22 protein-coding genes are annotated in these 25,965 nt (G+C 64.8%); 18 read left to right on the top strand and 4 right to left on the bottom strand.

The features are described 5' to 3' along the window. Positions 1-44 precede the first annotated feature (44 nt). The 6 genes from FJW10_RS09365 (at position 45) to FJW10_RS09340 (ending at position 8,568) form a co-directional block, all read left to right on the top strand. Positions 45-1,532 (top strand): sugar ABC transporter ATP-binding protein, encoded by a 1,488-nt coding sequence (locus FJW10_RS09365; protein WP_140899869.1) that lies wholly within the window; start codon positions 45-47, stop codon positions 1,530-1,532. Continuing rightward, positions 1,529-2,554 carry an ABC transporter permease gene (locus FJW10_RS09360; RefSeq protein WP_210239792.1) on the top strand — a complete coding sequence of 342 codons (1,026 nt, stop codon included), beginning with the start codon at positions 1,529-1,531 and terminating at the stop codon, positions 2,552-2,554. Before FJW10_RS09365 ends, FJW10_RS09360 begins: the two co-directional genes overlap by 4 nt. Next, the gene (locus FJW10_RS09355; RefSeq protein WP_246674173.1) at positions 2,551-3,540 is read left to right on the top strand and encodes an ABC transporter permease; all 990 of its coding nucleotides are present in this window, start codon (positions 2,551-2,553) and stop codon (positions 3,538-3,540) included. Before FJW10_RS09360 ends, FJW10_RS09355 begins: the two co-directional genes overlap by 4 nt. Positions 3,541-3,566: 26 nt before the next feature. Continuing rightward, positions 3,567-5,627, top strand: coding sequence for a hydantoinase/oxoprolinase family protein (locus tag FJW10_RS09350; RefSeq protein ID WP_140899868.1), 2,061 nt, complete (start codon positions 3,567-3,569; stop codon positions 5,625-5,627). A 26-nt stretch (positions 5,628-5,653) separates the two neighbouring features. Further along, complete coding sequence (locus FJW10_RS09345) at positions 5,654-7,447, top strand: hydantoinase B/oxoprolinase family protein (RefSeq protein WP_140899867.1); 1,794 nt, start codon at positions 5,654-5,656, stop codon at positions 7,445-7,447. A gap of 209 nt (positions 7,448-7,656) precedes the next feature. Beyond that, positions 7,657-8,568, top strand: coding sequence for a DMT family transporter (locus FJW10_RS09340; RefSeq protein WP_140899866.1), 912 nt, complete (start codon positions 7,657-7,659; stop codon positions 8,566-8,568). Positions 8,569-8,600: 32 nt separating this feature from the next. On the opposite strand, the gene FJW10_RS09335 is transcribed toward FJW10_RS09340, so the two are convergent. From FJW10_RS09335 to FJW10_RS09320, 4 genes are read right to left on the bottom strand one after another with little or no spacing between them, the layout of a single operon-like run. Then, on the bottom strand, positions 8,601-9,302 hold the full coding sequence (locus FJW10_RS09335) for an RraA family protein (protein ID WP_140899865.1): 702 nt from the start codon (positions 9,300-9,302) through the stop codon (positions 8,601-8,603). Further along, positions 9,302-10,417 carry a mannonate dehydratase gene (locus FJW10_RS09330; RefSeq protein WP_140899864.1) on the bottom strand — a complete coding sequence of 372 codons (1,116 nt, stop codon included), beginning with the start codon at positions 10,415-10,417 and terminating at the stop codon, positions 9,302-9,304. The genes FJW10_RS09335 and FJW10_RS09330 overlap by 1 nt, the downstream gene beginning before the upstream one ends. A gap of 2 nt (positions 10,418-10,419) precedes the next feature. Beyond that, positions 10,420-11,205: an SDR family oxidoreductase gene (locus FJW10_RS09325; RefSeq protein WP_140899863.1), complete on the bottom strand. Its 786-nt coding sequence runs from the start codon at positions 11,203-11,205 to the stop codon at positions 10,420-10,422. A gap of 13 nt (positions 11,206-11,218) precedes the next feature. Continuing rightward, positions 11,219-11,956, bottom strand: coding sequence for an FCD domain-containing protein (locus FJW10_RS09320; protein ID WP_140899862.1), 738 nt, complete (start codon positions 11,954-11,956; stop codon positions 11,219-11,221). A gap of 186 nt (positions 11,957-12,142) precedes the next feature. Between FJW10_RS09320 and uxuA the strand changes: the two genes are divergently transcribed. The 12 genes from uxuA (at position 12,143) to FJW10_RS09260 (ending at position 25,799) form a co-directional block, all read left to right on the top strand. Beyond that, positions 12,143-13,327: a mannonate dehydratase gene (gene uxuA, locus FJW10_RS09315; protein ID WP_140899861.1), complete on the top strand. Its 1,185-nt coding sequence runs from the start codon at positions 12,143-12,145 to the stop codon at positions 13,325-13,327. 121 nt (positions 13,328-13,448) lie between these two features. After that, positions 13,449-14,591, top strand: a complete 1,143-nt coding sequence (locus FJW10_RS09310; RefSeq protein ID WP_140899860.1) for an extracellular solute-binding protein — start codon at positions 13,449-13,451, stop codon at positions 14,589-14,591. After that, positions 14,591-15,442 carry an IclR family transcriptional regulator gene (locus FJW10_RS09305; protein WP_140899859.1) on the top strand — a complete coding sequence of 284 codons (852 nt, stop codon included), beginning with the start codon at positions 14,591-14,593 and terminating at the stop codon, positions 15,440-15,442. Before FJW10_RS09310 ends, FJW10_RS09305 begins: the two co-directional genes overlap by 1 nt. Before the next feature lie 27 nt (positions 15,443-15,469). Next, the gene (locus FJW10_RS09300; protein WP_140640355.1) at positions 15,470-16,501 is read left to right on the top strand and encodes a sugar ABC transporter substrate-binding protein; all 1,032 of its coding nucleotides are present in this window, start codon (positions 15,470-15,472) and stop codon (positions 16,499-16,501) included. Positions 16,502-16,725: 224 nt separating this feature from the next. Further along, positions 16,726-17,709 (top strand): ABC transporter permease, encoded by a 984-nt coding sequence (locus tag FJW10_RS09295; RefSeq protein ID WP_140899858.1) that lies wholly within the window; start codon positions 16,726-16,728, stop codon positions 17,707-17,709. Then, positions 17,699-19,231, top strand: a complete 1,533-nt coding sequence (locus FJW10_RS09290) for a sugar ABC transporter ATP-binding protein (RefSeq protein WP_140899857.1) — start codon at positions 17,699-17,701, stop codon at positions 19,229-19,231. The genes FJW10_RS09295 and FJW10_RS09290 overlap by 11 nt, the downstream gene beginning before the upstream one ends. A gap of 60 nt (positions 19,232-19,291) precedes the next feature. After that, the gene (locus tag FJW10_RS09285; RefSeq protein WP_140899856.1) at positions 19,292-20,287 is read left to right on the top strand and encodes an ABC transporter permease; all 996 of its coding nucleotides are present in this window, start codon (positions 19,292-19,294) and stop codon (positions 20,285-20,287) included. A 1-nt stretch (position 20,288) separates the two neighbouring features. Continuing rightward, positions 20,289-21,074: an SDR family oxidoreductase gene (locus tag FJW10_RS09280; RefSeq protein ID WP_140899855.1), complete on the top strand. Its 786-nt coding sequence runs from the start codon at positions 20,289-20,291 to the stop codon at positions 21,072-21,074. 19 nt (positions 21,075-21,093) lie between these two features. Next, a complete protein-coding gene (locus FJW10_RS09275) occupies positions 21,094-22,299 on the top strand; it encodes a CaiB/BaiF CoA-transferase family protein (protein WP_140828589.1) in 1,206 nt (401 codons plus the stop codon). A gap of 2 nt (positions 22,300-22,301) precedes the next feature. Beyond that, complete coding sequence (locus FJW10_RS09270) at positions 22,302-23,084, top strand: enoyl-CoA hydratase/isomerase family protein (protein WP_140899854.1); 783 nt, start codon at positions 22,302-22,304, stop codon at positions 23,082-23,084. Then, a complete protein-coding gene (locus FJW10_RS09265) occupies positions 23,081-24,940 on the top strand; it encodes a CoA-transferase (RefSeq protein ID WP_181177471.1) in 1,860 nt (619 codons plus the stop codon). The genes FJW10_RS09270 and FJW10_RS09265 overlap by 4 nt, the downstream gene beginning before the upstream one ends. 10 nt (positions 24,941-24,950) lie before the next feature. Beyond that, positions 24,951-25,799: an SMP-30/gluconolactonase/LRE family protein gene (locus FJW10_RS09260; protein ID WP_140899853.1), complete on the top strand. Its 849-nt coding sequence runs from the start codon at positions 24,951-24,953 to the stop codon at positions 25,797-25,799. Positions 25,800-25,965 lie beyond the last annotated feature (166 nt).

The following is a 25,965-nucleotide window of genomic DNA, read 5'->3' as shown; positions in this document are numbered from 1 at the left end:
CGGAAGCGGTCAGGCGACTTAGCTCGCCAGCCTTGGGTTTTTGGATGCTGGAAGTTACAGGATTCACTAAGAGATTCCGCGGCATCGCCGCGCTCGACAATGTCGACTTCTCCCTCAATGAGGGCGAGGTCCACGCGCTGCTTGGTGAAAACGGCGCCGGCAAGTCGACGCTCATCAATCTCATCGCCGGCACCTTCCCGCGGGCGGAAGGCGTCTACCGCATCAATGGCCGCACCATCACCAGCCTGACGCCGCAGGTGGCGCAGGAGATCGGTATCGCCGCCGTTTTCCAGGAATTCAGCCTGGTGCCCGACCTCACAGTGGTCGAGAACATCTTTCTAGGCCGCGAGCAGTCGTCCGGTCTGTTCCTCAAGCGCAAGCAGATGCGTCAGGCGGCGGCGGAGCTGCTGGACAGCCTCGGCTTCCATCTGCCGCTCGACGAGAAGGTCGCCTTCCTGTCGCGCGCGCAAAAACAGATGGTCGAGATCGCCAAGGCGCTGCGCATGCGGCCGAAGGTGCTGATCCTCGACGAACCGACCGCGTCGCTTACCGACGGCGAGGCGGAGAAACTGTTCAACGCCGTGGCGCTGCTGAAAGCGCGCGGCGTCGGCATCATCTATGTCTCGCATCGCATGAGCGAGATCCGCAATCTCTCCGACCGCGTCACCGTGCTGCGCGGCGGCAAGAAGATCGGCACCGTCGTGACCGCCGAGATTTCGGACGAGGGGCTGATCGAGATGATGGTCGGTCGTCCCGTCGAACAGCTGTTTCCGAAGATCGAGCACAAGCCCGGGGCAGTCAGGCTCGAGGTACGAGATATCACGACGGAAAAGCACTCGGTCATTGGCGCGTCCTTCACGGCGCGCGCGGGCGAGGTGGTCGGTCTCGCCGGTCTCGTCGGCTGCGGGCGCAGCGAGCTCTGTCGCGCCGTCTTCGGCCTGGAGGCCATCGAGGCGGGCGCGATCATGCTGGGCGACAAGGCGGTCGAGTGGCCGACGCCGACGTCGATGCTCGCCGCCAATGTCTGCTATTTCCCGGCCGACCGCGGCTCGGAGGGGTTGGCGCTGGCGCGCTCGGCGCGCGAGAACGCAACCATGAGCTCGCTCGGCCTGCCGGAACTGTCGTTCGGGCCGGTGCTGAAATTCTGGCGCGAGAACGAGACGATCAAGACGCCGCTCGCCAATCTTGCGCTGAGACCCATGGCGCCCGAGCGCAAGGCGTCCGCCTTCTCCGGCGGCAATCAGCAGAAGCTGATGCTGGCGCGCGGGCTGATGAAGCCGTTCGACGTCTACCTGTTCGACGAGCCGACCGTCGGCATCGACGTCGGCGCCAAGGCCGATGTCTACAACCTCATCAAATCGCTGGTCGAGGCCGGAGCCTCGGTCGTGGTCTCGACATCCGAATTGCCGGAGCTGATCAATCTCGCCTCGCGAGTCTATGTCATGCATGAAGGCAAGGTGGTCGCCGAGCTTGCCCAGCATGAGCTCAGCGAAGCCCAGGTCCTGTCGCATTATTTCGGAGGGCGCGCATGAGCTCGGAAACGGCGACCATGACCGTTGCCAACGCGCCATCGCATCGCGCCAGCCGGCTCGACCGCTTCCTCATGCAAGGCGGCATCGTCATCACCTTCCTGGTCGTGGCGGTGGTCGCGACCGCGCTGATCGAGCCGCGCTTCCTCAACCGGCTCAACCTGCTCAACATCATGCGCAATTTCGCGCTGCTGCTCATTCCGTCGCTGGCGCAGATGCTGGTGATGACGGCCGGCGGCTTCGACCTCTCCGTCGGGGCGGTGGTGGCGGCGACCTCGGTGGTGACGGCTGCCGTGATGCTGGTCGGCAGCGGCTATTTCCCAGGCATGGAACTGGTGGTCATCCTTGCCTCGCTGGTCATCGCGCTCGGCGCCGGCGCGCTTGTCGGGCTGGTCAATGCCGGGCTTGTGGCGACCTTCTCGCTCTCGCCCTTCATGGTGACGCTGGCGATGATGTCGGTGCTGATGGGCATCGCGCTCTATTTCACGCAAGGCATCCCGATCTACGGTGTGGCCGACTCCTTCATCGTCAATATCGGACGCGGCCAGTTCCTGGGCCTGCCGATCGTGCTCTGGGTCGGGTTGGCGGTGCTTGCCGCCTGCATCGTCATGCAGCGCTTCACCGCGCTCGGCCGCCATATCTATGCGGTGGGCAGCGACCAGCGCTCGGCGCGCTTGTCGGGTGTCTCCACCGGCCGCACGCTGATGGCGGCCTATATGCTTGCCGGCCTGCTCGCCGCGCTCACCGGCTTCCTGATGACGTCGCGGCTCGGCTCCGGCCAGTCGACGATCGGCGGAACCCTGGCGCTCGAAACCATTGCCGCCGCAGTCATCGGCGGCGTCTCGCTGCGCGGCGGCGTCGGCCGCGCAGAACTGGTGGCGCTCGCAGCGCTGTTCCTGTCGGTCATCGCCAACGCGATGAACCTGGTGCAGGTCGACAGCAAGTACCAGACGCTGGTGCTCGGCGCCGTTTTGATCATAGCCTTGGCCATCGAGCGGCTTCTGCTGAGGAAGCGGCAGTCATGAGCATGGGGGCCAAGACACAACCGATGGCTCAGAGCTCCGGCCTTTCGCTGAAAGCGATCTTGCGCGCGGCGCGCCTGCCGATCGCCATTGTCGTTGTCCTCATCCTCTTCGGCCTGGTCGAGCCGCGTGTTCTGTCCCTCGGCAATTTCCGCAACATCGCGCTGCAGGCGAGCTATCTTGCGATCTTCGCCATGGCGCAGACCATGGTGCTTCTGACCCGCGGCTTCGATCTTTCGCTGGGCTACACCGTCTCGCTGGTCAGCGTCGCCGCCTCGATGGCGATGGTGGCAATGGGCGGTGGCGATGTCTCGATCCTCTATGGCGTCGGCGCCGCGGTGCTGATCGCCGGTGCGATCGGCCTCGCCAACGGCGTGCTGATAGCCGGCATCGGCATCAACCCGCTGGTGACGACGCTCGGCATGGCCAACATGGTGCTGGCCTTCGCCTCGACGATCAGCGGCGGCTTCCCCGTCACCGGCCTGCCGAAGAGCCTCACCGCCGAATTCGCGCAGGGATCGCTGCTCTCGATTCCGATGCCGATCTGGATTGCCGCCCTGGTATTCGTGCTCTTGTTCCTCGTGCTCAAGGCGACGCGCTTCGGCCGCAGCCTCTACATCATCGGCGCCAATCCAAGGGCGGCGGTCGCGGCGGGCATTCGCACCGTGCCGGTGCTGGTGCTGGCCTACACGCTATGCGCGCTGCTTGCCGCGCTCGGAGCGCTTCTGCTCACCGCGCGCACCGGCTCGGGTGAGCCCAATCTCGGCGGCAATCTCACATTGGAAGCGATCGCGGCCGCCGTGGTCGGCGGCGTGCGCCTCTCCGGCGGGGAGGGCGGCGTGGGCGCGGCCGTGCTCGGCGCGCTGTTCGTCACCGTGCTCTCCAACGGCATGAACCTCGTCCAGATCGACGGCTATCTGCAGCAGATCTGCCTGGGCGTCATCATCATCGTCAGCCTGATCGTCAATCGCGACGAAGCCAGGCGCTGATACTCCAACCTCTTCGGGAAGCTCGTATGGCCTATCAAGTTTGCATCGATATCGGCGGCACCTTCACCGACTGCCTTGTCTCGAACAGCAAGGGCGAGATCGCCATCTTCAAGTCGCCGACGACGCCCGGCGAATTCGAAAAAGGCTTCATCAACGTGCTGCATGTCGCGGCTGAGGGCTACGGCCTGAGCGGCGCCGATTTCATGAAGCAGATCGACCTCGTCGTGCACGGCTCGACCGTGTCGACCAACGCGCTGGTCGAGCGCAAGACGGTCAAGGTCGGCCTCATCCTGACCGCCGGTCACCAGGACATACTGGTGCTGCGCGAAGGTCCGCGCAAAGGCGCTTTCCAGTGGCGGCTGAACTATCCCGATCCCTATGTGCCGCGCCATCTCACCAAGACGGTCGGCGGCCGCATCGACGCGCGCGGTCGCGAGCTCGCGCCGCTTTCGCTGGATGACGTGCGCAAGGCCGCCGCCGAGTTTCGCGGCCTCGGCGTCGAGGCGATCGCCGTCGGCCTGCTGTGGTCGGTGGTCAATCCGGCGCATGAGCTCGCCGTGCGCGAGATCCTGAACCAGGAGTTGCCCGGCATTCCGGTGACGCTCAGCCACGAGATCAACCCGATGCCGCGCGAGTACAAGCGCATCATCGCGGCGGCGATCGACGCCTCGATCAACCCGATCGTGCGCACCTATATCGAGAAGCTGAAGACGGCGCTCGACGAGGAAGGTTTCGAGGGCGAATTGCTGCTTGCCAACTGCGTCGGCGGGATGATGCCTTTGGCCGACATGATCCGCAAGCCGATCTACAGCGTCATGTCCGGTCCGACGCTGGCGCCGATGGCGGCGCTGGCGCTTTCCGACGAGCCTGACATCATCGTCGGCGACATGGGCGGCACCACGTTCGACGTCTCGGCGCTGCGCGACCACCAGATCATCGTCACGCCGGACAGCATGATCCATGACGATTCACTCGGCATTCCCAAGGTCGATGTGCGCTCGGTCGGCGCCGGCGGCGGCTCGATCGCCTTCGTCGACGAAGGCGGCCTGCTGCAGGTCGGCCCGCGCAGCGCCGGTGCCCGGCCGGGTCCTGCCTGCTACGGCCAGGGCGGCACCGAGCCGACAGTGACGGACGCCAATGTCGTGCTCGGCATCGTCGATCCCGATTACTTCCTCGGCGGCAAGATGCAGCTGAAGCGCGAGCTGGCGGAGGCGGCGGTCGACAAGATCGCGACGCGGCTCGGCGTTTCGCGCGAGGAGGCGGCCTACGCAATCTACACCACCTCCAACCACAACATGGTGGCGGCGATCGAAGAGATCACGGTGCGCGAGGGCATCAATCCGCGCGACTCTTTCTTCGTCTGCGGCGGCGGCGCCACCGCCATCCACATCGCCGAGATGGCCGATATCCTCGGCTTGAAGCGCTACATGGTGCCGCGTTTCATGGCCGGCCTCAGCGCTTTCGGCGGCCTGATCTCCGACATCCGCTCCGAAGAGAGCGCGGTGCTGCTCACCTCCGATGCCGACTTCAACGTCGCCGGCGTCAACGATGCGCTGAAGCGGCTGAAGCAGACCGGCAACAACTTCCTCGCCGAAGCCGGCGTCGCGGTGGAGAACCGTCAGTTCGAGTTCTCCTTCCTCGGCCGTTACGAATACCAGTCCTTCGAGATCGAGGTGCCGTTCGAGGCCAAGGACGGCGTGGTCGATGAGAGCGATCTGCCGGCTCTGGTCGAGGCCTTCCACAAGATGCATGAGCGCATCTATTCGATCCGCGCCGACAACGACGTCGTCGAATTCACGGCCTGGAAGCTGCGCGCCATCGGCAAGCGCTCCGGCCAGGACATCTGGCAGAAGAACACGCTGCCCGACCAGATCGGCGCCATCGACCTGAAGGCGAAGCGCGGTATCTACCAGCAGGAGAGCGGGCGTGTCGAAACGGTGCCGGTCTACGAACTGGCGCAACTGCGCGCCGGCGCAGAGCTTGCCGGTCCCTGCCTGGTCGAGGCCGAGACCTTCACCGCCTATCTCAAGGACCAGCACCAGGGACAGATCGACCGTTACGGCAATCTCGTCGTGAACATCGTCTAGTCAAATCTACACAAGGGAACGATCCTATGGACTCCATCAACAGGCTCGAACTCGACATCGCGGAGCGGCGGGTCGACCCCTTCCTGATGTCGGTGCTGAAAAGCCGCTTCGAGGCGATCGTGCGCGAGATGACCCTGGTCGTCATGCGCGCCAGCCGCTCGGCCGTGATCAAGAACGCGCGCGACTTCTCCTGCGCCATCTTGACCTACGATCATCGGCTGGTCTCGGTCGAGGACGCGCTGCCGATCCACGTCATGTCTATGGACATGGCGACGCGGCCGCTGACCGACCTGTTCGACGACATCACGCAAGGCGACATCTTCCTCAACAACTGCCCCTACACCGGCGGCACCCATCACGCCGACCTGATCATGGCGATGCCCGTGTTCTTCGAGGGCGAGCCGCTGTTCTGGGTCGTGGCGCTGTCGCACCACGCCGACACCGGTGCGCCGGTGCCGTCGACCTATCTGCCCTTCGCCAAGAACATCTTCGAAGAGGGGATGCATTTCCCTTGTGTGCGCGTCGCGCAGAATTACGAGGAGAAGAAGGACATCCTGCGCATCGGCACGATGCGCAACCGCGTGCCGGACATGTGGCTGGGCGACGTGCGCGCGCAGATCGGCGCCTGCCGCACCGGCGAGCGCCGCATCGGCGAATTGTTCGCCCGCTACGGCCGCGCCACCATCCTCGGCTTCGTCGAGGACTGGTTCGATTATGGCGCGCGCTGCGCCAAGGCGGCGATCGCCAAGCTGCCGGCCGGCAGCTACAGCTACGAAACGCGCCACGACCCGGTGCCCGGCGTCGCCGACGAAGGCATACCGGTCAAGGTGACGATCAATGTCGATCCGGAGAAGGGCGAGATCGTCGTCGACGTGCGCGACAACATCGACAATGTGCCGGGCGGGCTCAATCTGTCGGAGAATACGGCAACAGGTTCCTGCCGCATCGGCGTCTTCAACAATCTCGACGAGAGCATTCCGCACAATGAGGGCGCGAAGTCGCAGATCAAGGTGCTGCTGCGCGAGGGAAGCGTCGTCGGCAAGCCGAAATATCCGGTCGGCACTTCGGTCGCCACCACCAATGTCAACGACCGCCTGATGATTGCCGGCAATTGCGTCTTTTCGCGCATGGGCGCCCCTTACGGCCAGGCCGAGAGCGGCTCGCACCTGCCGGCCGGCGTCGGCGTCATCTCCGGCGAGGATCCATTCAAGCACGGCAAGTCCTATGTCAACCAGGTCTTCGTCGGCTATGCCGGCGGCGGCGCTCGCCATGGCTTCGATGGCTGGCTGACCTATTGCGGCCCGGCCAATGCCGGCCTCATTCAGCTCGACTCGGTCGAGGTCGACGAGTCGATGTATCCGATCGTCATCGAGCGCCGTGGCGTGCTGCCTGGATCGCAGGGTTTCGGCGAGTTCGAGGGCGCGCCGGCGACCGGCGGCGTCTTCTATCCGCTCGACCACGACATGACGATCGTCTACGCCGCCGACGGCACCAGCTTCCCGCCGCGCGGCGTGCTGGGGGGCGGCGACGGCAAGGAGAGCGAGACGATCAAGCTCCGGGCCGACGAGAAGATCGTGTTGCCGGCCTTCAGCGAAGAGACGATCGAGAATGGCGCCCGTATTGAGTTCACCGCCTGCGGCGGCGGCGGTTACGGAGACCCGCTGAAGCGCGATCCGAAGCGTGTCGCGGCGACCGTCAATCGCGGCTGGCTGAGCCGCGAGGATGCCGAGACGGTCTACAAGGTGGTTCTGGTCGATGCCGACGAGCCTGGCCTGCTCAAGGTCGACGAAGCCCGTACAGCCGCCCTCAGAACGGTTTGACTCCGATAGAGCGCTTCACCGTTTCACGGAAACGGCGAACCGCTCTATCCCTTTGTTTTTACGCAATTCCGGACGGAAGGTTACGGCGAAAACGCCGAACTTAACCGCTCACACTTTTCCTGGAATTGCCTAGGCGCGGAACAGGTCCGCGAGAGACCTCGAATTCCGGGTCGGTAGTTGGAGAGGGAGCGCCTGCCCGGCGGTGTGCGATGCATGACGACCGACCCGTGCCGAGCAGCGGCCTGCCACCGATAGACGCTGCTCTTCTGTTCTTGGCAGCGGCGATCTATGGCGGCATCTTTCCGGTCAACCGGCTGGCCGCCGAAGCGCAATGGCCGCCTGTGGGTTTCGCCTTCGCCCAATCGCTCGCGGCAGGCGTGATCCTGGCCTTGGCGGCGGCAGCCGCCGACGGTCGGTTCGCCGTCAACGCCGGGCAGATGCGCACGTATCTGATCATGGGCGGCCTGGTGGTTGGCCTGCCTATCGGCATACTGGTGTCGGCCGCTCCGCATGTCGACGCCTCGGTGCTCACTCTGGTGCTTTGCCTATCTCCCATATTCACCCTCGCCATCGGCGCGCTGGCGGGCCTTGATCGCTTCGATTGGCGCACTTTCGCCGGCATGATGCTCGGAGTGGCTGGCGTGGCTGTCCTCGCGCTGCCCGGTGTAGGCGTTGTCGGCTCGGACGGCATCGTTTGGTTTCTGGTGGCTCTCATTGCTCCGGTCATGTTTGCTGCCGCCAACAACTGCGCCAAATGGCTGCGCCCCGAAGGCGCGTCCTCCGTAATGATGGCGGCCGGAACGTTGTTGGGAGGGGCTGTCGTTGCCGGCGTTGTCATGCTTGCGCTCGGCGGTGCGGCGTTGCCTTCCGAGTGGACGGGCAGAACCGCGATGCCGCTCGTTCTGGCGACGGCGATCAATGCCGTCTTCTTCGTCCTGTTCTTCGTATTGGTCGCTCGTATCGGGCCGACGCGCTTTTCGGTCTTCAACTATCTGGCCGTGGCCGCCGGCATCCTCTGGAGTCTGGCCGTCTTCGACGAACGGCCGGCCGCCTCGTTCTGGGTGGCCCTGTTCCTGATGCTTGCAGCCATGTACCTGGTGCTGTCGCGCAAGCCCGACTGATCGTCCGATTAAAGTTGATCGGCCATGACCGCTCACATGATGCCGAAGGTCTTGTAGGCATCCACCGCGCTCATCCCTTCGCGGATCGCCTTGGCGACGCGTTTTTCTCCGCGGACTTTTTCGAGGGCCAGGCGCACCACCTCTTCCTCGACTTCAGCGGGGATAACGAGGACGCCTTCCTTGTCGCCGAACAGCAGCGTTCCCGGCTCTATACGGACCCCGCCGACCTCGAGCGCGCAGCGATAGTCTATCACCTTGCCGCGCACGCCCTGGTCCTGCGCGTAATAGCCGGTGCAGAAGCAGGGAAATCCCAGCGCCTTGATGCCGTCCGTGTCGCGGGCGAAACCGTCGACCAGCGCACCGCGCGCGCCAAGGATCTTCGCACGCGTCGACATCAACTCGCCCCACAGCGCGTAGCGGGGCGAGGCGCCGCTGGCGACGTAGATCTCGCCGGGCTTCAAATCGTCGAGCGCTTCGAACATCAGCCCGAAAGGCTTGCTCATCAACGGGTTGTGCGTCGGTCCGTTGGACGGAAAGATATCGGTCTCGAGCACGGGCATGGCCCTGCCGAGCAATCGCGTGCTTTCGTCAACAGGCTTGAACACCGGCGGCAGGAACTGATGCTGCAGCCCCAGCGTGTCCATCACGTCACCGACCACCGCGACGAAGAGTTCTTCCTCGAACAGGCGGTACATTTCGGCGTCGTCGGCATAGAGGCGCGTCGATCTGGTCATCAGGCTTGCATCCGTATGTCGGTGGATTGAATGGTCCGCGAAGGTCCCAGCGCTGCGGCATTCTGCACCAGCGCGCGCATATAGCCGAGCGCGAAGGCCTTCCCTGCGTGCCAGGGCGCGTCGCAGGACATCTCCGGCGTATGATCGGGGATGAGGACGCCCTCATAGTTTTCGTCGCGCAAGATACGGACGATCTCGGCCATGTCGATGTCGCCGTCGTCGACGAAGGTCTCGTGATAGTTCGGCACCTTGCCGCGCACGTTGCGGAAATGGATGTAGCCGATGCGCTTGCGTCGGGCGAAGCGCCGGACATGCCCGTAAATCTCGTCGGCGCCCGGCATTTCCTGCAGCGAGCCGAGACAGAGCTCCAGCCCGTTGGATGGTGAATCGACGATGTCCATCAGCCGGTCGTATTTCTCCGGTCGGTTGACGAGCCGCGCCGCGCCCCGCAGCGCTTCGGCCGGCGGATCGTCCGGATGGGCGGCGAGCACGACGCCGGCTTCCTCGGCTACCGGAACGACTTCCCGCAGGAAGGCGCCGAGCCGCTGCCAGAGCTCATCGCCGCTCACCGTCACCGGCGCGGCGGCCGGCCGGCCGGCGCGGTAGCGCATGTTCCAGACGACGCCGTCGGGGAGGGGCAAATCGGGGTCGATGGCCGCAAGGTCGAGCCCAACCGACATAGCCTCGCCGCGCGCGAAGGGCCCGCGCGACCAGCCCCAGACACCGGCGATGGAGAAGTTGTAGCCGATGCACGGGATGCCGGCGCGGCCGGCATCGCGGATAAGCCGCTTCAGCCCTTCGATCTGCTCCGCCCGGTCGGGACCATCGAGCAAAATGTCGGACCAGAAGCGCGGCGAGAAATTCTCGATCGCGGCGATTTCCAGCCCGTTGTCGCGCACTGTCCTGACCAGGCCGGTGAAGTCCTCGTGGTTCCACAGCGCATCGGTGGAGCAATCGCCCCAGCCTTCCGTCTCGCTGCCGGCCGACAGCGAAGGATCGCGGCCGCGAAAATAATTGGTGAGGTGGGCGACGATGTGGGTGGCGCCCGCCTGGCGGGCGAAGCGGAAATTGTCCGGTGTCAGCGACTCCCGGTAAAGGCCAAGACCGATCTTCATGGTCATTTCACGCCGATGCCGGCGGTCAGGCCGCCATCGATCTTGTAGTCCGCGCCGGTGCAGAAGCCGGCCTTCGAGGAGCACAGAAAGGCTATGAGCTCCGCCACTTCCTCGGGCTCGCCGATGCGGCCGAGCGGATGGGCCGCGCCGAAGCGCCTGTAGGCTTCCTCGACGTCGGCATCGCTGCCGTTTTCGCCACGCGCGGCTTTCTCGAGGATCGGCGTGCGGATCGAGCCCGGGCTGACCGAATTGACCCTGATACCGGCGGCCGCGTAGTCGAGCGCCAGCGAACGCGTCAGCGTTTGGATGGCGCCCTTGGTGGTGGCATAGGCGGCGACGTTCTGCTGGCAGGCGAAACCCTGCACCGAGGCGACGTTGACGATGGCGCCGCCGCCGCGCTTGATCATTTCCGGGATGCCGAAATGGGCGGTCAGATAGATCGAGCCGACATTGACCGTCATCGCCTTGTTCCAGGTTTCCCAGTCGGTCGTCGTCGCGGTTCCATAGGGATGGACCGCCGCCGAATTGACGATCACGTCGAGGCCGCCGAAGCGCTCGACGCCGGCAGCGACGGCGTCGCGGACCTGGCCTTGCACGGAGACGTCGGTGTCCAAGACCAGCGTGCCGGCCCCTGAGCTTCCCAGCTCCGCTCGCATCGCGGCATTGGCCGAGCGATCGATGCCGCAGGCGACGATCGCGGCGCCGCCGGCGGCAAGGCGCCTGGCGGTTGCGAGACCAATCCCGGTCGTCCCGGTCACCAGCGCGACTTTGCCTTCAAAATCCTTCATTGCGGGAACTCCCTCAGTCATTGTCGGAAGCCGGTTCTTCCGGCAGGAATCGCAGGGCGAAATCGAGATGGCGGCTCATCAGATAGGCGTAAGCCAGCCTGTCGCGCGCACGCAGCGCGGCTATGATCTCGCCATGCGCGGTACGGGTGTCGGCCAGCACCGGGCGCATTTCCTTGCCGATGGTCATGATCCGCAGGATCACGGGCGACAGGAAGGAATACATGTCGGTGAGCATGCGGTTGCCCGCCAGCCCGATCAGAGCCATGTGGAAATTGAAGTCGTTCTCGGCGGCTTCCTCGATCGAGCGGCTGTCGACGATCCGGGCATTGATCTCGTCGAGCGCCTCGATCTGCTCGCTTGTGGCATTGAGCACGATGTGGTCGCCGATGCCGACCTCGATGATGCGCCGAAAACCCTGGATGTCGGCGAAGGACGAGCGCGAGACATCCATGTGGGCGGCGAAGAAATTCTGGATGGCGATGCTCTGCCCATTGGCGAGCACCGCGCCGACGCGCGGCTTGGGCTCGATCAGCCCGTAGGTGCGGATGGTGCGCAGCGCCTCGCGCACGGTGTTGCGGCTGGCGCCGGTGATCTCGCTGAGCTCGCGTTCCGTCGGCAGCACATCGCCGACATTGAGCTGTCGCGCGCGAATAAGGTCGAGGATCCGTCCTGCCGCGGTGTCGACCGCGGAGCTGCCGCCGGCGCGGCGGGCGGTGACATTGTCGCGTACGGCCTGGGGGTTTTCCGACATCGATCCTCCTAATTGTTGGACCAGAATATCCTAAGGTTCAGGGAAAACAACCAGATTTGGCCCCATCTTGTCCAATTTTCTGCAGCCAGCTGGTGAGAGCAGCCGCTTGTGAGTGCCAAAGTTTTAATTTGACTCTGATTGTGGTCCAACAATAAATTCCCCGGCTTGTTGGAGAGGAAAGTGGCAATGGAACAATGCTGGCGCTGGTATGGTCCGGACGACCCGGTGACACTCGATCATGTCAAACAGGCGGGGGCGACCGGCGTGGTCTCGGCCCTGCACGGCATCTATGACGGGCGCGTCTGGCCGCTGGAAAACATTCTCGAGCGCAAGCGCATCATCGAGGCGGCAGGACTGACCTGGTCGGTGGTCGAGAGCATTCCCGTCCACAACTCGATCAAGATCGGTTCGCCGGAGCGGCTCCGTTATGTCGGCTTCTACAAGGATACGATCCGCGCGCTGGCGAAGGCCGGCATCGCGACGATCTGTTACAATTTTATGCCCGTGGTCGACTGGACCCGCACGGATCTGGCCTACCGCTTGCCGACGACGGGTTATGCGCTGCGCTTCGACGCGATCGATTTCGCGGCCTACGACCTGTTCGTGCTGAAACGCGAGAATGCCCGGGACGGCTATACGCCCGCCCGCATCGCCGAGGCAGAGTCGCGGTTGAAGGAACTCGGCGCGGAGAAGATCGACAGGATCGAGCGCAACCTCATCGCCGGCCTGCCCGCCACCGAGCGCGCCTACAACCGCGACAGCTTTCGCGAGGCCCTGGCCGACTATGATGCAGTCGGGCCGAAGGAATTGCGCGAGAACCTGGCCTGGTTCCTGCGCGAGATCATTCCGGTAGCCGAACAGGAAGGGGTGCGCATGTGCATCCATCCCGACGATCCGCCATTCTCGCTCTACGGCCTGCCGCGCATCGTCTCGACCGCCGAGGATGCGCGCTTCATCCTCAATGCCGTCGACAGCCCGGCCAATGGCCTGACCTTCTGCACCGGCTCCTACGGCACGCGCGCCGACAACGATATCGTCGCCATGGTCAAGGAGTTCGCCAGCCGCATCCATTTCGTCCATCTGCGCAACATCACCATCGAGGATGACGGCTCGTTCCACGAGGCCGAGCATCTCGAGGGCGGCACCGACATGGCGCATGTCATCCTCGCGCTGATGCAGGAGGAGGCGCGCCGCCGCAAGGAAGGCCGCGCCGACTGGCGCATCCCGATGCGGCCGGACCACGGGCACCTCCTCGCCGACGACATCGGCAAGACCAGGATCAATCCCGGCTACTCGCTGATCGGCCGGCTCAAGGGTCTCGCCGAGTTGCGCGGCATCATGCGGGCCGTCGAGCGCTTCGGGCTGGCTTGAGGCCGCAGCCAGGAAGAGGATCGCTATTTTGCGTATGTAAAAACTATTTGCTCAGGTAAAAATAGCTGCTACTGGTTTGCGGGCAGGGCACATGCCCGGTTCCAGGGAGGAATTGCCGGATATGACAAGACTGCGCGGTCTTGCGTGGGATCATCGACGTTGCTGGGGTCCGCTGGATGCCAGTGTGGCGCCGTATCGCGCCGCCAATCCGGGCCTGGAAATCGAGTGGGACCGCCGCAGCCTCTATGAATTCGGCGAGGGCGCGCTCGGCCCTGTGCTCTCGACCTACGATCTGGTGGTGTTCGACCATCCCTTCATCGGCGACATCGCGCAGGACGAGCTGATGGTGCCGTTCGACGCTTATCTGTCGGCGGAGCAGGTCCGCTTCTTCGAGCAGGATTCCGTCGGTCCGTCCTGGCGGTCCTACGAGAAGAACGGGCGCCAATGGGCACTGCCGATCGATGCCGCCTGCCACGTCGCCTCGTATCGCCCAGACCTGCTGGAGCGCTACGCGCCAGTGCCCCGCACGCATGAAGAGGTGGCCGCGCTCGGCCGGCTGGCGCGCAAGGACGGCAAATGGCTCGGCCTGCCTTTCGTGCCGACGGACGCCATGTGCCTGCTGTTGACGCTTGGCGACCCACAGGAGGACGGCGAGCAATTCATCGCGCCGGACGTGGTCGAGCAGGCCATCGGGCAATTGCGCGAGCTTGCGGCGCTGTCGCATCCGAACTCGTCCGGTTGGAATCCGATCCGCTGCTACGACCACATGGTCGCGCATGACGACGTCGTCTATGTGCCGTTCGCCTTCGGCTATGTGAACTATGCTGCGAAGACCGACAGGCCTTATCTGCGCTTTGCCGACGTGCCGACCCCGCGATCGGCCGGCGCCCTGCTCGGCGGCGCCGGCATCGGCGTCAGCGCCCAGTCGAAGCACAAGCAGCAGGCGATCGACTACGCCCTGTTCCTGTGCTCGCCCGACTATCAGCGCGGCGACTATGTGAAGTCGGGGGGACAGCCGGGATCGCTGGCAGCCTGGAAGGACGCCGAGGTCAATCGTCTCTCCGGCGATTTCTTCTCCTCGACATTGCGCACGATCAGCTCGTCCTATCTGCGTCCGACACATCCAGGCTTCATCGCCTTCTTCCGCGAATGCGCGCCGCGCGCAGCCGCGGCCATAGCCGGCGACATCGGCGCCGTGGAGCTCGCCGAGCACGTGAACCGCCTCTACCGCGAAACCAGGCAACCGCAACGGAGCGTTGCGTGATGGCCTCCGGTATTGCCGAAACGCTCGAGGAAAGCGAAAGCGGCCGCAATGGATATCGCGTGCCGGCAGTGGAGAAGGCGCTCGACGTGCTGGAGTTCATGGCCTCCAGCGCCGATGCGATGACCCAGACCGAGATCGCGACCGGCCTTGGCAGGTCCATCCACGAAATCTACCGCATCCTGCTTTTGCTGGAGAAGCGCGGCTACATCTTCCGCACGCAATCGGACCGCTTCCGGCTGTCGCTGAAACTGTTCGAGTTGGCGCATATGCATCCGCCGGTGAACAGGCTCGTCGAGTCCGCGCTGCCGGTGATGCGCGAATTGACCGCCAATGCCGACCAGAGCTGCCACCTTGTGGTACGCGAAGGGCAAAACGCGCTGGTGGTGCTGCAGATCGATTCACCGCTGCCGATGCGCTATTCGGTTGCGCTCGGATCGCATTTCCCGATCCTGGAAACCAGTTCCGGCGCCGTGCTGCTCGCCCACTCCAACCGGGCCGAGCGCGACCGCATCGTCGAGCGCATCGTCGCCGCCGGCGAAGGCCAGGGAACGCGCGGGGAAATCGAGGCACGGCTGAACGAGGTGGCCAGGCTCGGCTACGAGATGCGCGCGTCGCTCGCCGTCGAGGGCTGCACCAACATCTCCATGCCCGTGCGCGACCATGTCGGCGCCGTCATCGCCGCGCTCACGGTGCCGCTGCTGCCGCAGAAGGCGGCGCGCTTCGACCGTCAGACTGTTTTCGAACGAACCCGGACAGCCGCCGAGAAGATATCGGCTGCGCTCGGCTGGGGCGAAGCCAACAGCTCTTCACGTGCCGACCCGGAACGGCGGGATTACCCGTTCAGCGACTGAGACAAACGAAAACCCTGGGAGAGAAAAATGCACTGGTCCAAATCAATCCTGCTCGCATCCGCGGCCATGCTGGCCATCGGCGCGGCGGCGGCGCATGCCGAGAACATGCCCAAGCACATCGGTTACGTCACCAACTACGCCACGCATGAGTGGTACCAGAACGTCATCAAGGGCATGAAGGCGCACGGCAAGGAATTGGGGATCGAGGTCGAGGTGCAGGACGCCAATCTCGATATAGCCAAGCAGGTCGCCGCGGCCGAAGACTTCATCGCCAAGGGCGTCGACGTGCTGATCATCACCCCGGTGAATGAGGAAGGCGTGGTGCCGCTGCTGCGTCAGGCCAAGGCGGCCAATATCCCGGTGGTGCTCGAGGGCAACCCGGTCAAGGGCATGACCACGATGGTCGCCATCTGCGACTACGACACCGGCTATTTCTCCGGCGTCGAGGCGGGCAAATATGCCAAGGAGAAGCTCGGCGGCGTCGCCAAGGTGATGAATGTCGGCCTGCCGTTGCTGTCGGCGACGGTGCTGCGCTCGCAAGGCTTCATGGACGGGCTGAAGACCATCGTCCCCGACGCGGTCATGGTCCACGACCTTGACGGCGGCGGTAATCCGGATCGCGCGCTTGAAGTGTCGTCGGCCGCACTCGCCAAGAATTCCGACATCAACATCATCTACGGCATCAACGATTCGTCCTCGCTGGGCGGCCTGCAGGCATGGAAGGCTGCCGGCAAGTCGCAGGACGGCCTGCTGACGGTCGGCACCGGCGGCGAAGGACTTGCCTTCATCAACGCCATGCAGAACGAGCCGTCCTACCGCATCGAGGCCGCCATGTTCCCGGAAAAGGAAGGCTTCACGACCATCGACGCGGCGGTCAAGCTGTTCAACAACGAGCAGGTGCCGGAGCACATCGTCAGCCCGACCGCGCCGATGACTGGCGACGAGTGGAAGAAATACTATGATTATGACGGCACGACCCGCACCATCAAATGGGACGCCGTCAATGCGCTGCAGCCGCCGGCAAAGTGCATGAAGACCTCGGCCGACCTGAAGAAATAGGTCGATCGACACGGTCCTTCCCGCGTCGCGGGAAGGACCGCCAGCCAGGCGCCGACGGCCAGCGAAGACACGGCGTCTGTGCCTGGCCTTAGAGCCGGATGATTTCAGGTCTGTTCGACCTGAAATCTGAATCCGTCTCTAAATCCGAGAGATAGAGCATGATGTCGTCCGAAAACCGCTTCACACTTTTCGGTATCATGCTCTAGCGACGGGAACGGACTGATATGAGCGAGCTTACACACGCTTCCGCGCAGAAGCGTTTCATCGGCGGCCAGCTTCTCGGCAGCAGCCAGTTGGTGCTGGGTGGCATCCTGGCGGTGCTTTGCATCGCCATATCGATCGCGGCACCGCAGTTCTATTCGGAGGCCAACATCATCGCCATCCTGCGCCAATGCGCGCTGGTGCTGATCGTCGCCTCGGGCATGACCATGCTCATCATCACGGCGGAGGTCGACCTGTCGGTCGGCGCCTCGCTTGCCTTTGTCGGCTGCATCGGCATGGCGGTGCTCAATTCCACTCACAGCCTCGCGCTCGGCATGCTGGCGGCACTTGCCTTTGCCGGCGGCGTCGGCCTGTTCAACGGGCTTGTCGTCACCAGGCTCAGGGTGAATTCGCTGATCGCCACCATCGGCACCATGATGATGCTGCAGGGCGGCGTCTATCTGTTCACGCGCGAAGCGGTGCAGAACCACAATCAACTGGCAAGCTTCACCGATCTCGGCGCCGGCTATGTCGGCGCCGTGCCGGTCCCCGTCATCCTGGCGGCGCTGATCTTCCTTGTTGCCTATGTGACGCTGCGCTTCACCACGCTCGGCCGCTATCTCTACGCGGTCGGCGCCAACGAAAAAGCGGTGCGCCTGTCCGGCCTGCGTTCGGAACGGCTCAAGCTGCTCGCCTTCGTCGTCACCGGCCTGTGCGTCGGCGTCGCCGGCATGATCCTGTCGTCATTGATGAATGCCGGCCAGCCGACCGCCGGGCGCGGCTTCGAGCTGACGGTGATCGCCGCCGTCATCCTCGGCGGCACCAGCCTGCTCGGCGGCCGCGGCTCGCTGTTCGGCACGCTGCTCGGCGTGCTGGTGCTCAAGGTGATCGACAACGGCATCATCATCCTCGGCTGGAACCAGGACCTGCAGATGGTGGTGCCGGGCGTCGTCATCATCCTGGCGACCTATCTCGACATCATCCGGAACAAAGCCAATGTCCGTTGATTTCCTTCATCCCGGCGAAGGCGCGGCCATCGACCCGAACGTGCCGGCGCTGGAGATGCGCGGCATCGGCAAGCGGTTTCCGGGCGTGGTGGCGCTGGACAATGTCGACTTCACCCTGGAGGCCGGCAAGATCCATGCCCTGATGGGTGAGAATGGCGCCGGCAAGTCGACCCTGATCAAGATCATGGCAGGCGTCTACGGCAAGGATGCCGGCACGGTCCGCATGCGCGGACGCGAGGTCGACATCAAGTCGCCGCGCGACAGCCTGAGGGAGGGCATCAAGGTCGTGTTCCAGGAGATCGCATTGATCTCCGAATTCACCGTCGCGGAAAACATCTTCCTCGAAGGCTATCCGACCGGCAGGACCGGCTCGATCGACTGGAAGAAGATCCGCGCCGACTCGGCGGCGCTGTTCAACCGCATCGGCTTCAACGTCGATCCGGCGGCCCGGACGGGATCGCTGCCGGTCAGCCAGCAACAGATGGTCGAGATCGCCCGCGCGCTCGCCCACGAAGCCCGTGTCGTCGTGATGGACGAACCGACATCCTCGCTGACGCCGAACGAAGTCTCGCTGCTGTTCACAGTCATCCGCCGCCTGGCGTCGCTCGGCATCGCCGTGGTCTATGTCAGCCACAAGCTCGACGAGGTGTTCGAGATCGCCGACACGGTGACGGTGCTGCGCGATGGACGCCACATCTCGACCAAGCCGATCGGCGAGCACACCAACGACACGCTGATCCAGGACATGATCGGCCGCCGCATCGACAACCTCTTTCCCCGCCAGCGCGGCGCGGCGGGCAGCAAGGTGGCGCTCTCCGTCGAGAAGCTCAGCACGGCGAAGAAGCTCATCGACGTGTCATTCGAGGCGCGCGCCGGCGAGGTGCTCGGTTTCTTCGGATTGATGGGCGCCGGCCGGACCGAGCTCGCCAAGGCGATCGTCGGCTACGATCCGATCATTTCGGGCACCATCGCGGTCGATGGTCAGCGCCTCGCGCCGCACGACACGCGCACCGGCGTGCGGCTCGGCATCGGCCTGCTCACCGAGGACCGCAAGAGCGAAGGCCTGATGGGCGAGCTGCCCGTCTACCAGAACGCCAGCCTCGCCTCGCTCGGCGCGTTCGCCCGCCTGGGCTTCGTCGACAAGGCGAAAGAGCATCAGGCGGTGCAGAACTATGTCGACCGCTTCCGCATCAAGACGCCCAGCCTGTTCCAGCAGATCAAGAATCTGTCGGGCGGTAACCAGCAGAAGGTGCTGATCTCGCGCTGGCTGATGCGCGGCCTGAAGGTCATCGTCGTCGACGAGCCGACGCGCGGCATCGATGTCGGCGCCAAGTCGGAAATCTTCGCGCTGATCGACCGGCTCGCCGGCGAGGGCCTGGCGGTCGTCATGATGACGTCGGAGATGCCGGAGTTGCTCGGCCTCGCCGACCGTGTTGCGGTGATGTGCGAGGGCCGCCTGACCTCGATCATGTCGCGTGAGGAAGCCACGCAGGAGAAGATCCTCAATGCGGCGATCGGATAGAACCATGGCGCACCGCAGCATTCCTTGCGACACGCGCAATTCCTTCGGAGGGAGCAAGCGATGAGCCTTGCAAGCACGGCTTCCGCGAAAGACCGGCCATCCATGCTGGCGCGGCTCTTTGCCCGGCAGGAACTGGCGCTGCTCGTCTGCCTGATCCTGGTGCTGGCGTTCTTTTCCGCGACGGTCGAGAATTTCTTCTCCGTGCGCAACATGACCAACGTGCTGGGCCAGGCCTCGCTGGCGCTAACCGCCGGCATCGGCTGCGCCATCGTCTTCATTTCCGGCGAGGTTGACATCTCGATCGGCTCGCTGCTGGCGACCATCGCGCTGCCGCTGATCATCATCATGAACGACACCAACTCGCTGCTGCTCGGCGTCGGCGGCGCGCTGCTGTTCGGCCTGATCATCGGTGTCGTGAACGGCTATCTCGTCGCCTATGCCGGCATCAACTCGCTGATCGTGACGCTCGGCACGATGTTCATCATGCGCGGCGGCGTCTATCTCTACACCGGCCAGCGCGCCATCCCCGACGACGCCAGCCTCGATTCCTTCATCGCGCTGTCCGATGGTCGTCTGTTCAACATCATCCCGTATTCGGCGGTGATCGCCATCGTGCTACTCGCCGCCTTCGGCTACATGATGCAGCACCGGCCGTTCGGGCGGCAGATCTATGCCGTCGGCGGCAACCAGGAAGTGGCGCGGCTGGCCGGCTATGACGTGCGGCGCGTCAAGTTCATCTGCTTCATCATCAGCGCGCTGCTGGCGACGGTTGCCGGTATCATCCTGGCGGCGCGTGTCGGCTCGGCGCAGCATACGGCGGGGCTCAACTTCGAATTCCAGGTCGTTGCCGCGACGGTTCTCGGCGGCGTGAGCCTTGCCGGCGGCATCGGCAGCCTGACGGGGATGGCGCTCGGCGTGCTGATCCTGCAATTCCTGTCGAACGGCCTGCGCGGGCTCGGGCTGCCGACCGAATGGCAGCTGGTCATCACCGGTATGATCATCATCGCCGCGGTCGCCTTCGACGAAGCGAAGCGCCGGCGCGCGAATGGAGGCTGACATGGCTCGTCTTGAAGGAAAAACCGCAGTCATCACGGGTGCGGCCGACGGCATCGGCCACGCGATCGCCGAGGCGATGGCGCGGGAAGGGGCGCATGTCTTCCTCGGCGACATCGCCGATGAGGCCGGCGAGGCGTTCGCCGCGGCACTTCGCGCGGCCGGCCGCCGCGCCGACTATGTCCATTGCGACGTCTCCCAGGAAGCCGATATCGCCGGCCTGATCGACAGCGCGGTGAAGAACACCGGACATCTCGACGTCCTGGTCAACAACGCCGCCATCGCCATCGGCGGCATGCCGGTGCACGAGATGACCGACGAGCAATGGCACCGGCTGATCGCGGTCAACCTGACCAGCGTGTTCCGCGGCTGCAAATACGCGCTGCCGCATATGATCGCGCAGAAGTCCGGCTCGATCATCAACATGGCCTCGGCGCAGGGCCATATCGGCCTCGATGGGTGGACCGCCTATGCCGGCGCCAAGGGCGCGGTGATGGCGATGACGCGCCAGATGGCGGTCGAGTTCGGTCCAATGAACATCCGCGTCAACTCGATCTCGCCGGGCACCATCAACACGCCGATGAACGACAGGCTGATCAAGGAGATCGGCGGCAATCTCGCCAAGGCCTGGGTCAAGATGCATCCGCTCGGCCGCATCGGCGAGCCTTCCGAAGTGGCCGAGGCCGCGGTCTATCTGGCATCCGATGCGGCCGGCTTCACCACCGGCACCGACCTGCGCATCGATGGCGGACTGACGGCAGCGCCGCGCTACGTTCCCGAACTGCTTTGAAAACGAAACGAGACATGAAATGAACAAGGCCCTCGAAGGCGTCCGTATCCTCGATTTCAGCCATCTGCTGCAGGGGCCGTTCGCCACGCAGCTGCTGGGCGACATGGGCGCCGATGTCATCAAGATCGAGCGCGCCGGCGCCGGCGACATGTTCCGCGGCATGACCTTCTTCGCCAAATGGGTCGGCGGCTCCGAGAGCCCGAACTTCCTCGCCTGGAACCGCAACAAGCGCTCGATCGCGCTCAACCTGAAAAGCCGCAAGGTGCATGCCGTCATCATGGAGATGGCGAAGAGCGCGGACGTGGTGGTGCAGAATTTCCGCCCCGGCGTGCTGGCCAAGCTCGGTTACGGCTACGAGGACTTCAAGGCCGTCAACCCGCGCATCATCTATTGCTCGGGTTCCGGCTATGGCGAGGAGGGCCCCTACGTCGAGCGTCCCGGACAAGACATGCTGATCCAGGGACTGGCGGGGCTGATCGCCAACACCGGCCGCGGTGATCAGGCGCCGGTGCCGGCAGGCGCTGGCCTGGCCGACCAGATCGGCGCCATGAACATGGTCTATGGCATATTGTCGGCGCTCTATTATCGCGAGAAGACCGGCAAGGGCCAGAAGATCGAGGTCAATCTGCTGGCCGGCCTGCTCGCGCACCTCAACCAGGAATATGTCGCCGTGCTCAATCTCGGCGAGGATTTCGTGCGGCCGAATTCCGGCATCGGCCATCCCGGCATGCAGGCGCCGTTCGGCATCTACGAGACCAAGGACGGCGGCTATGTGTCGATCGCCATGAGCCCGTTCAAGACGCTTTACGAGGTGCTTGAGGCGCCGCAACTCGCCGTCTATGACGACCTCAAGACCTTGTTCGACAAGCGCGACGAGGTGTTCGAGAAGGTCAACGCCGAGACGAAGAAATTCGCCACGCAGGACCTCTTGGCGCGGCTGCTCAAGGCCGACATCTGGTGCGCCGAGGTGAAGGACATTCGTCGCGCGGCGGAAGACCCGCAGGTCATGCATATGGGCATGATCACCAGCTACGAGCATCCGCGCGGCGGCAAGGTGAAGGTGGTGGCGCCAGCGGTCAAGATGAGCGAGACGCCCGCGACCATCGAGCGGCCGGCGCCGCTGGTCGGCCAGCATGGCCGCGAGATCCTGGCCGAGTTCGGTCTGTCGAAGGACGAGATCGCAGCACTCGAAGCGTCGGGCGACATGACCGTGGACGCGGCCTGAGGATGCGCGCCTATCAGACACTCACGGTCGAAACCCAGGGCCGGGTCGCGGTCGTCACCTTCCGCCGCGCCGACCAGCTCAACGCCATGAACCGGATCATGCAAGGCGAGATCACGGAGGCGTTCGAGGCGCTGTCCTCTGATGCGGGCGTCGGCGCGATCGTGGTAACCGGCGAGGGGCGCGGCTTCATGGCCGGCGCCGACATCAAGGAATACGCCGCGCAGACCGCCGCCGAGTTCGACACGTTCCAGGCTGCCGGGACGCGCATGTATGCGGCGATCGAGAACAACCGCAAGCCGGTGATCGCCGCGGTCAACGGCTTCGCGCTGGGCGGCGGCATGGAGCTGGTGCTGTGCTGCGACATCGTGATCGCCAACCAGTTCGCGAAACTCGGCTTGCCGGAAATCAAGCTGGGGCTGGTCCCCGGCGGTGGCGGCACGCAACGCAGCGTCGCCAAGCTCGGCCGCAACCGCGCCAATCTACTGCTGATGACCGGCGCCATCGTGCCCGCCTCCGAATTCGTAAGCGCCGGACTCGTCAACGAGATCGTCGATGTCGAAAGGCTGATGCCGCGCGCGCTGGAACTGGCCGGAATGATCGCCGCCGAGCCTGCTGCCGCGATCGAAGGCCTGAAGGCCCTGACGGCCCATGCCGTGTCCGGCGATCCGGCCGACGGCCTTGCCATGGAGCGCAACATATTGGGCGGCCTCTACCGCAGCGAAATCGGCCAGCGGCGAGTCAAGGAGTTTGCCGAGAGGAGCGCCGTGAAGAAGGCCGGCTCATGAGTGGTGGCGACGATTATCGCGGCCTCGGCTGGGCGCATGGCGCACTGACCGTGCAGCGGCTCGGCGCTGTGACAGATCGCAGGTCAGTTTCCCTCGTCAAGTCGAACCGGCCCCGCTTCACCGATATCGAGGGGCTGGCGGCGATGGTCGGCCACGGCGACGCGTTCGGCGTCGGCGGCCACCACTTCGCCCGGCTGCCGGTCGCCTTGCTGCGCGCGATCACCAGGTCCGGCGTCAAGGAACTGCGCTACGTCTCCTGGGCCGGCGGCTTGCCGCTCGAGCTGCTGCTCGAGGCGGGCGCGGTGGCGGAAATCGAGCTGTGCTTTTCCAGCCTCGACATCTTCGGGCTGCCGCCGAGGTTCCGCGCGGCGGCCGAGAACGGCGCGATCCCCGTCCGCGACTGGACGGCTCTGGCCATGATCCAGGCGCTGCGGGCGGCTCAGCAGAACCTGCCGTCGATGCCGTTCCAGTTGCCTCAGGGCTCCGACATGCTGGCGCGCGTGCCGGGTGCGGTCGCCAGGCCCGATCCGCTTGCCGGGACCGATACGGGGTTCGTCCCGCCGCTCAGGCTCGATACGTTTGTCGTCCACGCCCAGCGCGCCGACGAAAGCGGCAATGTCGAGATCATCGGGCCGCGGGCGCTGGACTTCGCCATGGCGGGCGCGTCGCGCCAGGTGCTGGTCACGGTCGAGGAGATCGTTCCGGTTGGAGCGCTGCGGCGGGACGGTCGCCAGAGCATCCTCACCCGCAACCAGGTTTCGGCGATCGCCCTGGCGCCGGGCGGCGCCTATCCAGCCTCGTGCCTGCCGTTCTACGTCACCGACTATCCGGCATTGTCGGAGGCATTCGCGACCAAGGATGCAGCTTTGGCGGAAAAGCTCCGCGTACCAGCGGCCGGCCTGCCGGAACGGCTTCAAAAAGCAGCCAAGGTCACCGCCCAAACGGTCCTCGCGATGCCGGTGCCCGCACAGGACAACGGGAAGGCAACCGTCGACGAGATCATTGCCGCCCGCATCGCCGCCGAACTCGACAATGAGAGCTTCGCCAGCGCCGGCGCGGTGTCGCCGCTCGCCAATGTCGCCTACCGGCTGGCCAAGGCGACGCACGCGCCGGACATGATCATCGCGACGATGAGCTGCGGCCACCTCGACATCGCGCCGAGTCCAATGGTGCTGTCGCTGATCGAAAGCCTCGATTGCGAGACGGCCGTGGCTCATGCCGGCGGCGACGATACCTATTCGACCTATTACCAGGCGGGGGCGGTGACGCACGAGATCGTCGGCGCGGCGCAGGTCGACCGGCGCGGCGGCGTCAACACCATCGCCTTGCGCAAGCCGAGCGGCGGCCTCATCCGGCTACCCGGGCAGGGCGGCATGGCCGACGTCGCCAACATGCATCGCGACTACCTGCTCTATGTCCCACGTCATTCGGTCCAGTCGCTGGTGGACGCGGTCGAGATCGCAAGTTCCGCCCGCGGGCTGCTGACGCCGGCCGAACGCGAGCCGATGGGCTATCGGACAGGCAAGGCTCTGGTCTTCACCGATCTCTGCGTCTTCCGGCTCGACCAGACATCGCGGGAATTGACCGTCGTCGAGACCATGCCAGGCGTTACCCAGCAGCAGGTCCGTAAAGCCACCGGGTTCGAAGTGACATTTGATGCCGATTGCCGCGAGGTGCCGGTGCCCTCCAGCGATACGCTTGCCGTGCTGCGAAACCGCATCGACCCGCTTGGCCTGCGTCGTCTGGAATTCGTCAGCGCCAAGGAGCGCGGCGCGCTGATCGCCGAAATCCTCGCGGCCGACCGCGCGATGGTCGAGCGCTGCATCGCCGCGCAGAGCTCGCCTGCCGCAAGCTGAGGAGCGTTCCATGGCAAAGCCGTTGCTCGACATGTCCGCCGCCCGCGTCTTTTTCGACGGCATCTTCACCAATCCACGCGTCGCGCATCCGGAGGGCGTGGCAGTCCATCGCGACGGATCGATCTGGTGCGGCACCGAAACCGGCGATCTGCTGAGGCTGGCGGCCGACGGCGGCTCGGTCGAGCGCATGGGCGGCACCGACGGCTTCCTTCTCGGCATTGCCTTCGACAGCGCCGGCAATTGTTTTGCCTGCGATCTCAAGCATGCCGCGATCTTCCGCTGGGATTTCGCGACAGGTCGCATGGAGCGCTTCGCTTCGTCCGGTATCCGCGTGCCCAACTATCCGATCGTCGACGAGGCGAGAGGCTGGCTCTTCGTTTCGGACAGCGTCGGCCAGGACAATCGCTCGGGCATCTTCCGTTACGATCTCAAGACGGGCGAGGGCGGCCTGTGGTTTCAGGAGCCGATGTCGTTCGCCAATGGCATGGCCATGGCGCCGGATGGCAACGGCCTCTACGTGGTGGAAAGCAACGCGTCTTGCGTCAGCTTCGTGCCGATCCTTGGCGATGACAGTGCTGGGGGCCGTGAGGTCGTGGTCGAAGGCGTGCGCAACGTTCCCGATGGTGTCGCCTTCGCTCGCGATGGCTCGCTGCTGATCTCATGCTACGAGCCGAGCCGCATCTACCGCTGGCGAAAGGAGCAAGGTCTCGAAGTGCTGATCGAGGATCCGGCGGCGACGACGCTGGCGCATCCCACCAACGTCGCCTTCAAGGGAGACAAGCTCTACACCGCAAACCTTGGCCGCTGGCACATCACCGAGATCGATCTGGCAGCGATTCCGGGCCTGAGCGGCGCTTAAACCGACAAAGGACAAAAGGCGCTATCGCCAAGGTGAGGGTACCCTTTGGGCAGCCGGCGGGTAGGCTCAGGCGCGCCTCTCCGCTTTTGAGCCCATCGAGCTCACCCCGGCATTGTCGTGTGCGCGCATAAAATTCCGCCCAGATTGGCAACAGGAAATCGGGGCT

It is taken from the genome of Mesorhizobium sp. B4-1-1 (assembly GCF_006439375.1).
In the GTDB taxonomy this organism is placed as follows: domain Bacteria; phylum Pseudomonadota; class Alphaproteobacteria; order Rhizobiales; family Rhizobiaceae; genus Mesorhizobium.
This window is presented reverse-complemented; position numbering and strand designations above follow the sequence as displayed.

Coding starts and splice junctions, on each gene's coding strand:
- FJW10_RS09295 (WP_140899858.1), top strand. CDS start 16,726: ATGAGCGAGCTTACACACGCTTCCGCGCAGAAGCGTTTCATCGGCGGC.
- FJW10_RS09320 (WP_140899862.1), bottom strand. CDS start 11,956: ATGTCGGAAAACCCCCAGGCCGTACGCGACAATGTCACCGCCCGCCGC.
- FJW10_RS09335 (WP_140899865.1), bottom strand. CDS start 9,302: ATGACCAGATCGACGCGCCTCTATGCCGACGACGCCGAAATGTACCGC.
- FJW10_RS09340 (WP_140899866.1), top strand. CDS start 7,657: ATGCATGACGACCGACCCGTGCCGAGCAGCGGCCTGCCACCGATAGAC.
- FJW10_RS09365 (WP_140899869.1), top strand. CDS start 45: ATGCTGGAAGTTACAGGATTCACTAAGAGATTCCGCGGCATCGCCGCG.
- FJW10_RS09265 (WP_181177471.1), top strand. CDS start 23,081: ATGAGTGGTGGCGACGATTATCGCGGCCTCGGCTGGGCGCATGGCGCA.
- FJW10_RS09275 (WP_140828589.1), top strand. CDS start 21,094: ATGAACAAGGCCCTCGAAGGCGTCCGTATCCTCGATTTCAGCCATCTG.
- FJW10_RS09325 (WP_140899863.1), bottom strand. CDS start 11,205: ATGAAGGATTTTGAAGGCAAAGTCGCGCTGGTGACCGGGACGACCGGG.
- FJW10_RS09330 (WP_140899864.1), bottom strand. CDS start 10,417: ATGAAGATCGGTCTTGGCCTTTACCGGGAGTCGCTGACACCGGACAAT.
- FJW10_RS09355 (WP_246674173.1), top strand. CDS start 2,551: ATGAGCATGGGGGCCAAGACACAACCGATGGCTCAGAGCTCCGGCCTT.
- uxuA (WP_140899861.1), top strand. CDS start 12,143: ATGGAACAATGCTGGCGCTGGTATGGTCCGGACGACCCGGTGACACTC.
- FJW10_RS09290 (WP_140899857.1), top strand. CDS start 17,699: ATGTCCGTTGATTTCCTTCATCCCGGCGAAGGCGCGGCCATCGACCCG.
- FJW10_RS09360 (WP_210239792.1), top strand. CDS start 1,529: ATGAGCTCGGAAACGGCGACCATGACCGTTGCCAACGCGCCATCGCAT.
- FJW10_RS09345 (WP_140899867.1), top strand. CDS start 5,654: ATGGACTCCATCAACAGGCTCGAACTCGACATCGCGGAGCGGCGGGTC.
- FJW10_RS09350 (WP_140899868.1), top strand. CDS start 3,567: ATGGCCTATCAAGTTTGCATCGATATCGGCGGCACCTTCACCGACTGC.
- FJW10_RS09280 (WP_140899855.1), top strand. CDS start 20,289: ATGGCTCGTCTTGAAGGAAAAACCGCAGTCATCACGGGTGCGGCCGAC.
- FJW10_RS09300 (WP_140640355.1), top strand. CDS start 15,470: ATGCACTGGTCCAAATCAATCCTGCTCGCATCCGCGGCCATGCTGGCC.
- FJW10_RS09270 (WP_140899854.1), top strand. CDS start 22,302: ATGCGCGCCTATCAGACACTCACGGTCGAAACCCAGGGCCGGGTCGCG.
- FJW10_RS09285 (WP_140899856.1), top strand. CDS start 19,292: ATGAGCCTTGCAAGCACGGCTTCCGCGAAAGACCGGCCATCCATGCTG.
- FJW10_RS09310 (WP_140899860.1), top strand. CDS start 13,449: ATGACAAGACTGCGCGGTCTTGCGTGGGATCATCGACGTTGCTGGGGT.
- FJW10_RS09305 (WP_140899859.1), top strand. CDS start 14,591: ATGGCCTCCGGTATTGCCGAAACGCTCGAGGAAAGCGAAAGCGGCCGC.
- FJW10_RS09260 (WP_140899853.1), top strand. CDS start 24,951: ATGGCAAAGCCGTTGCTCGACATGTCCGCCGCCCGCGTCTTTTTCGAC.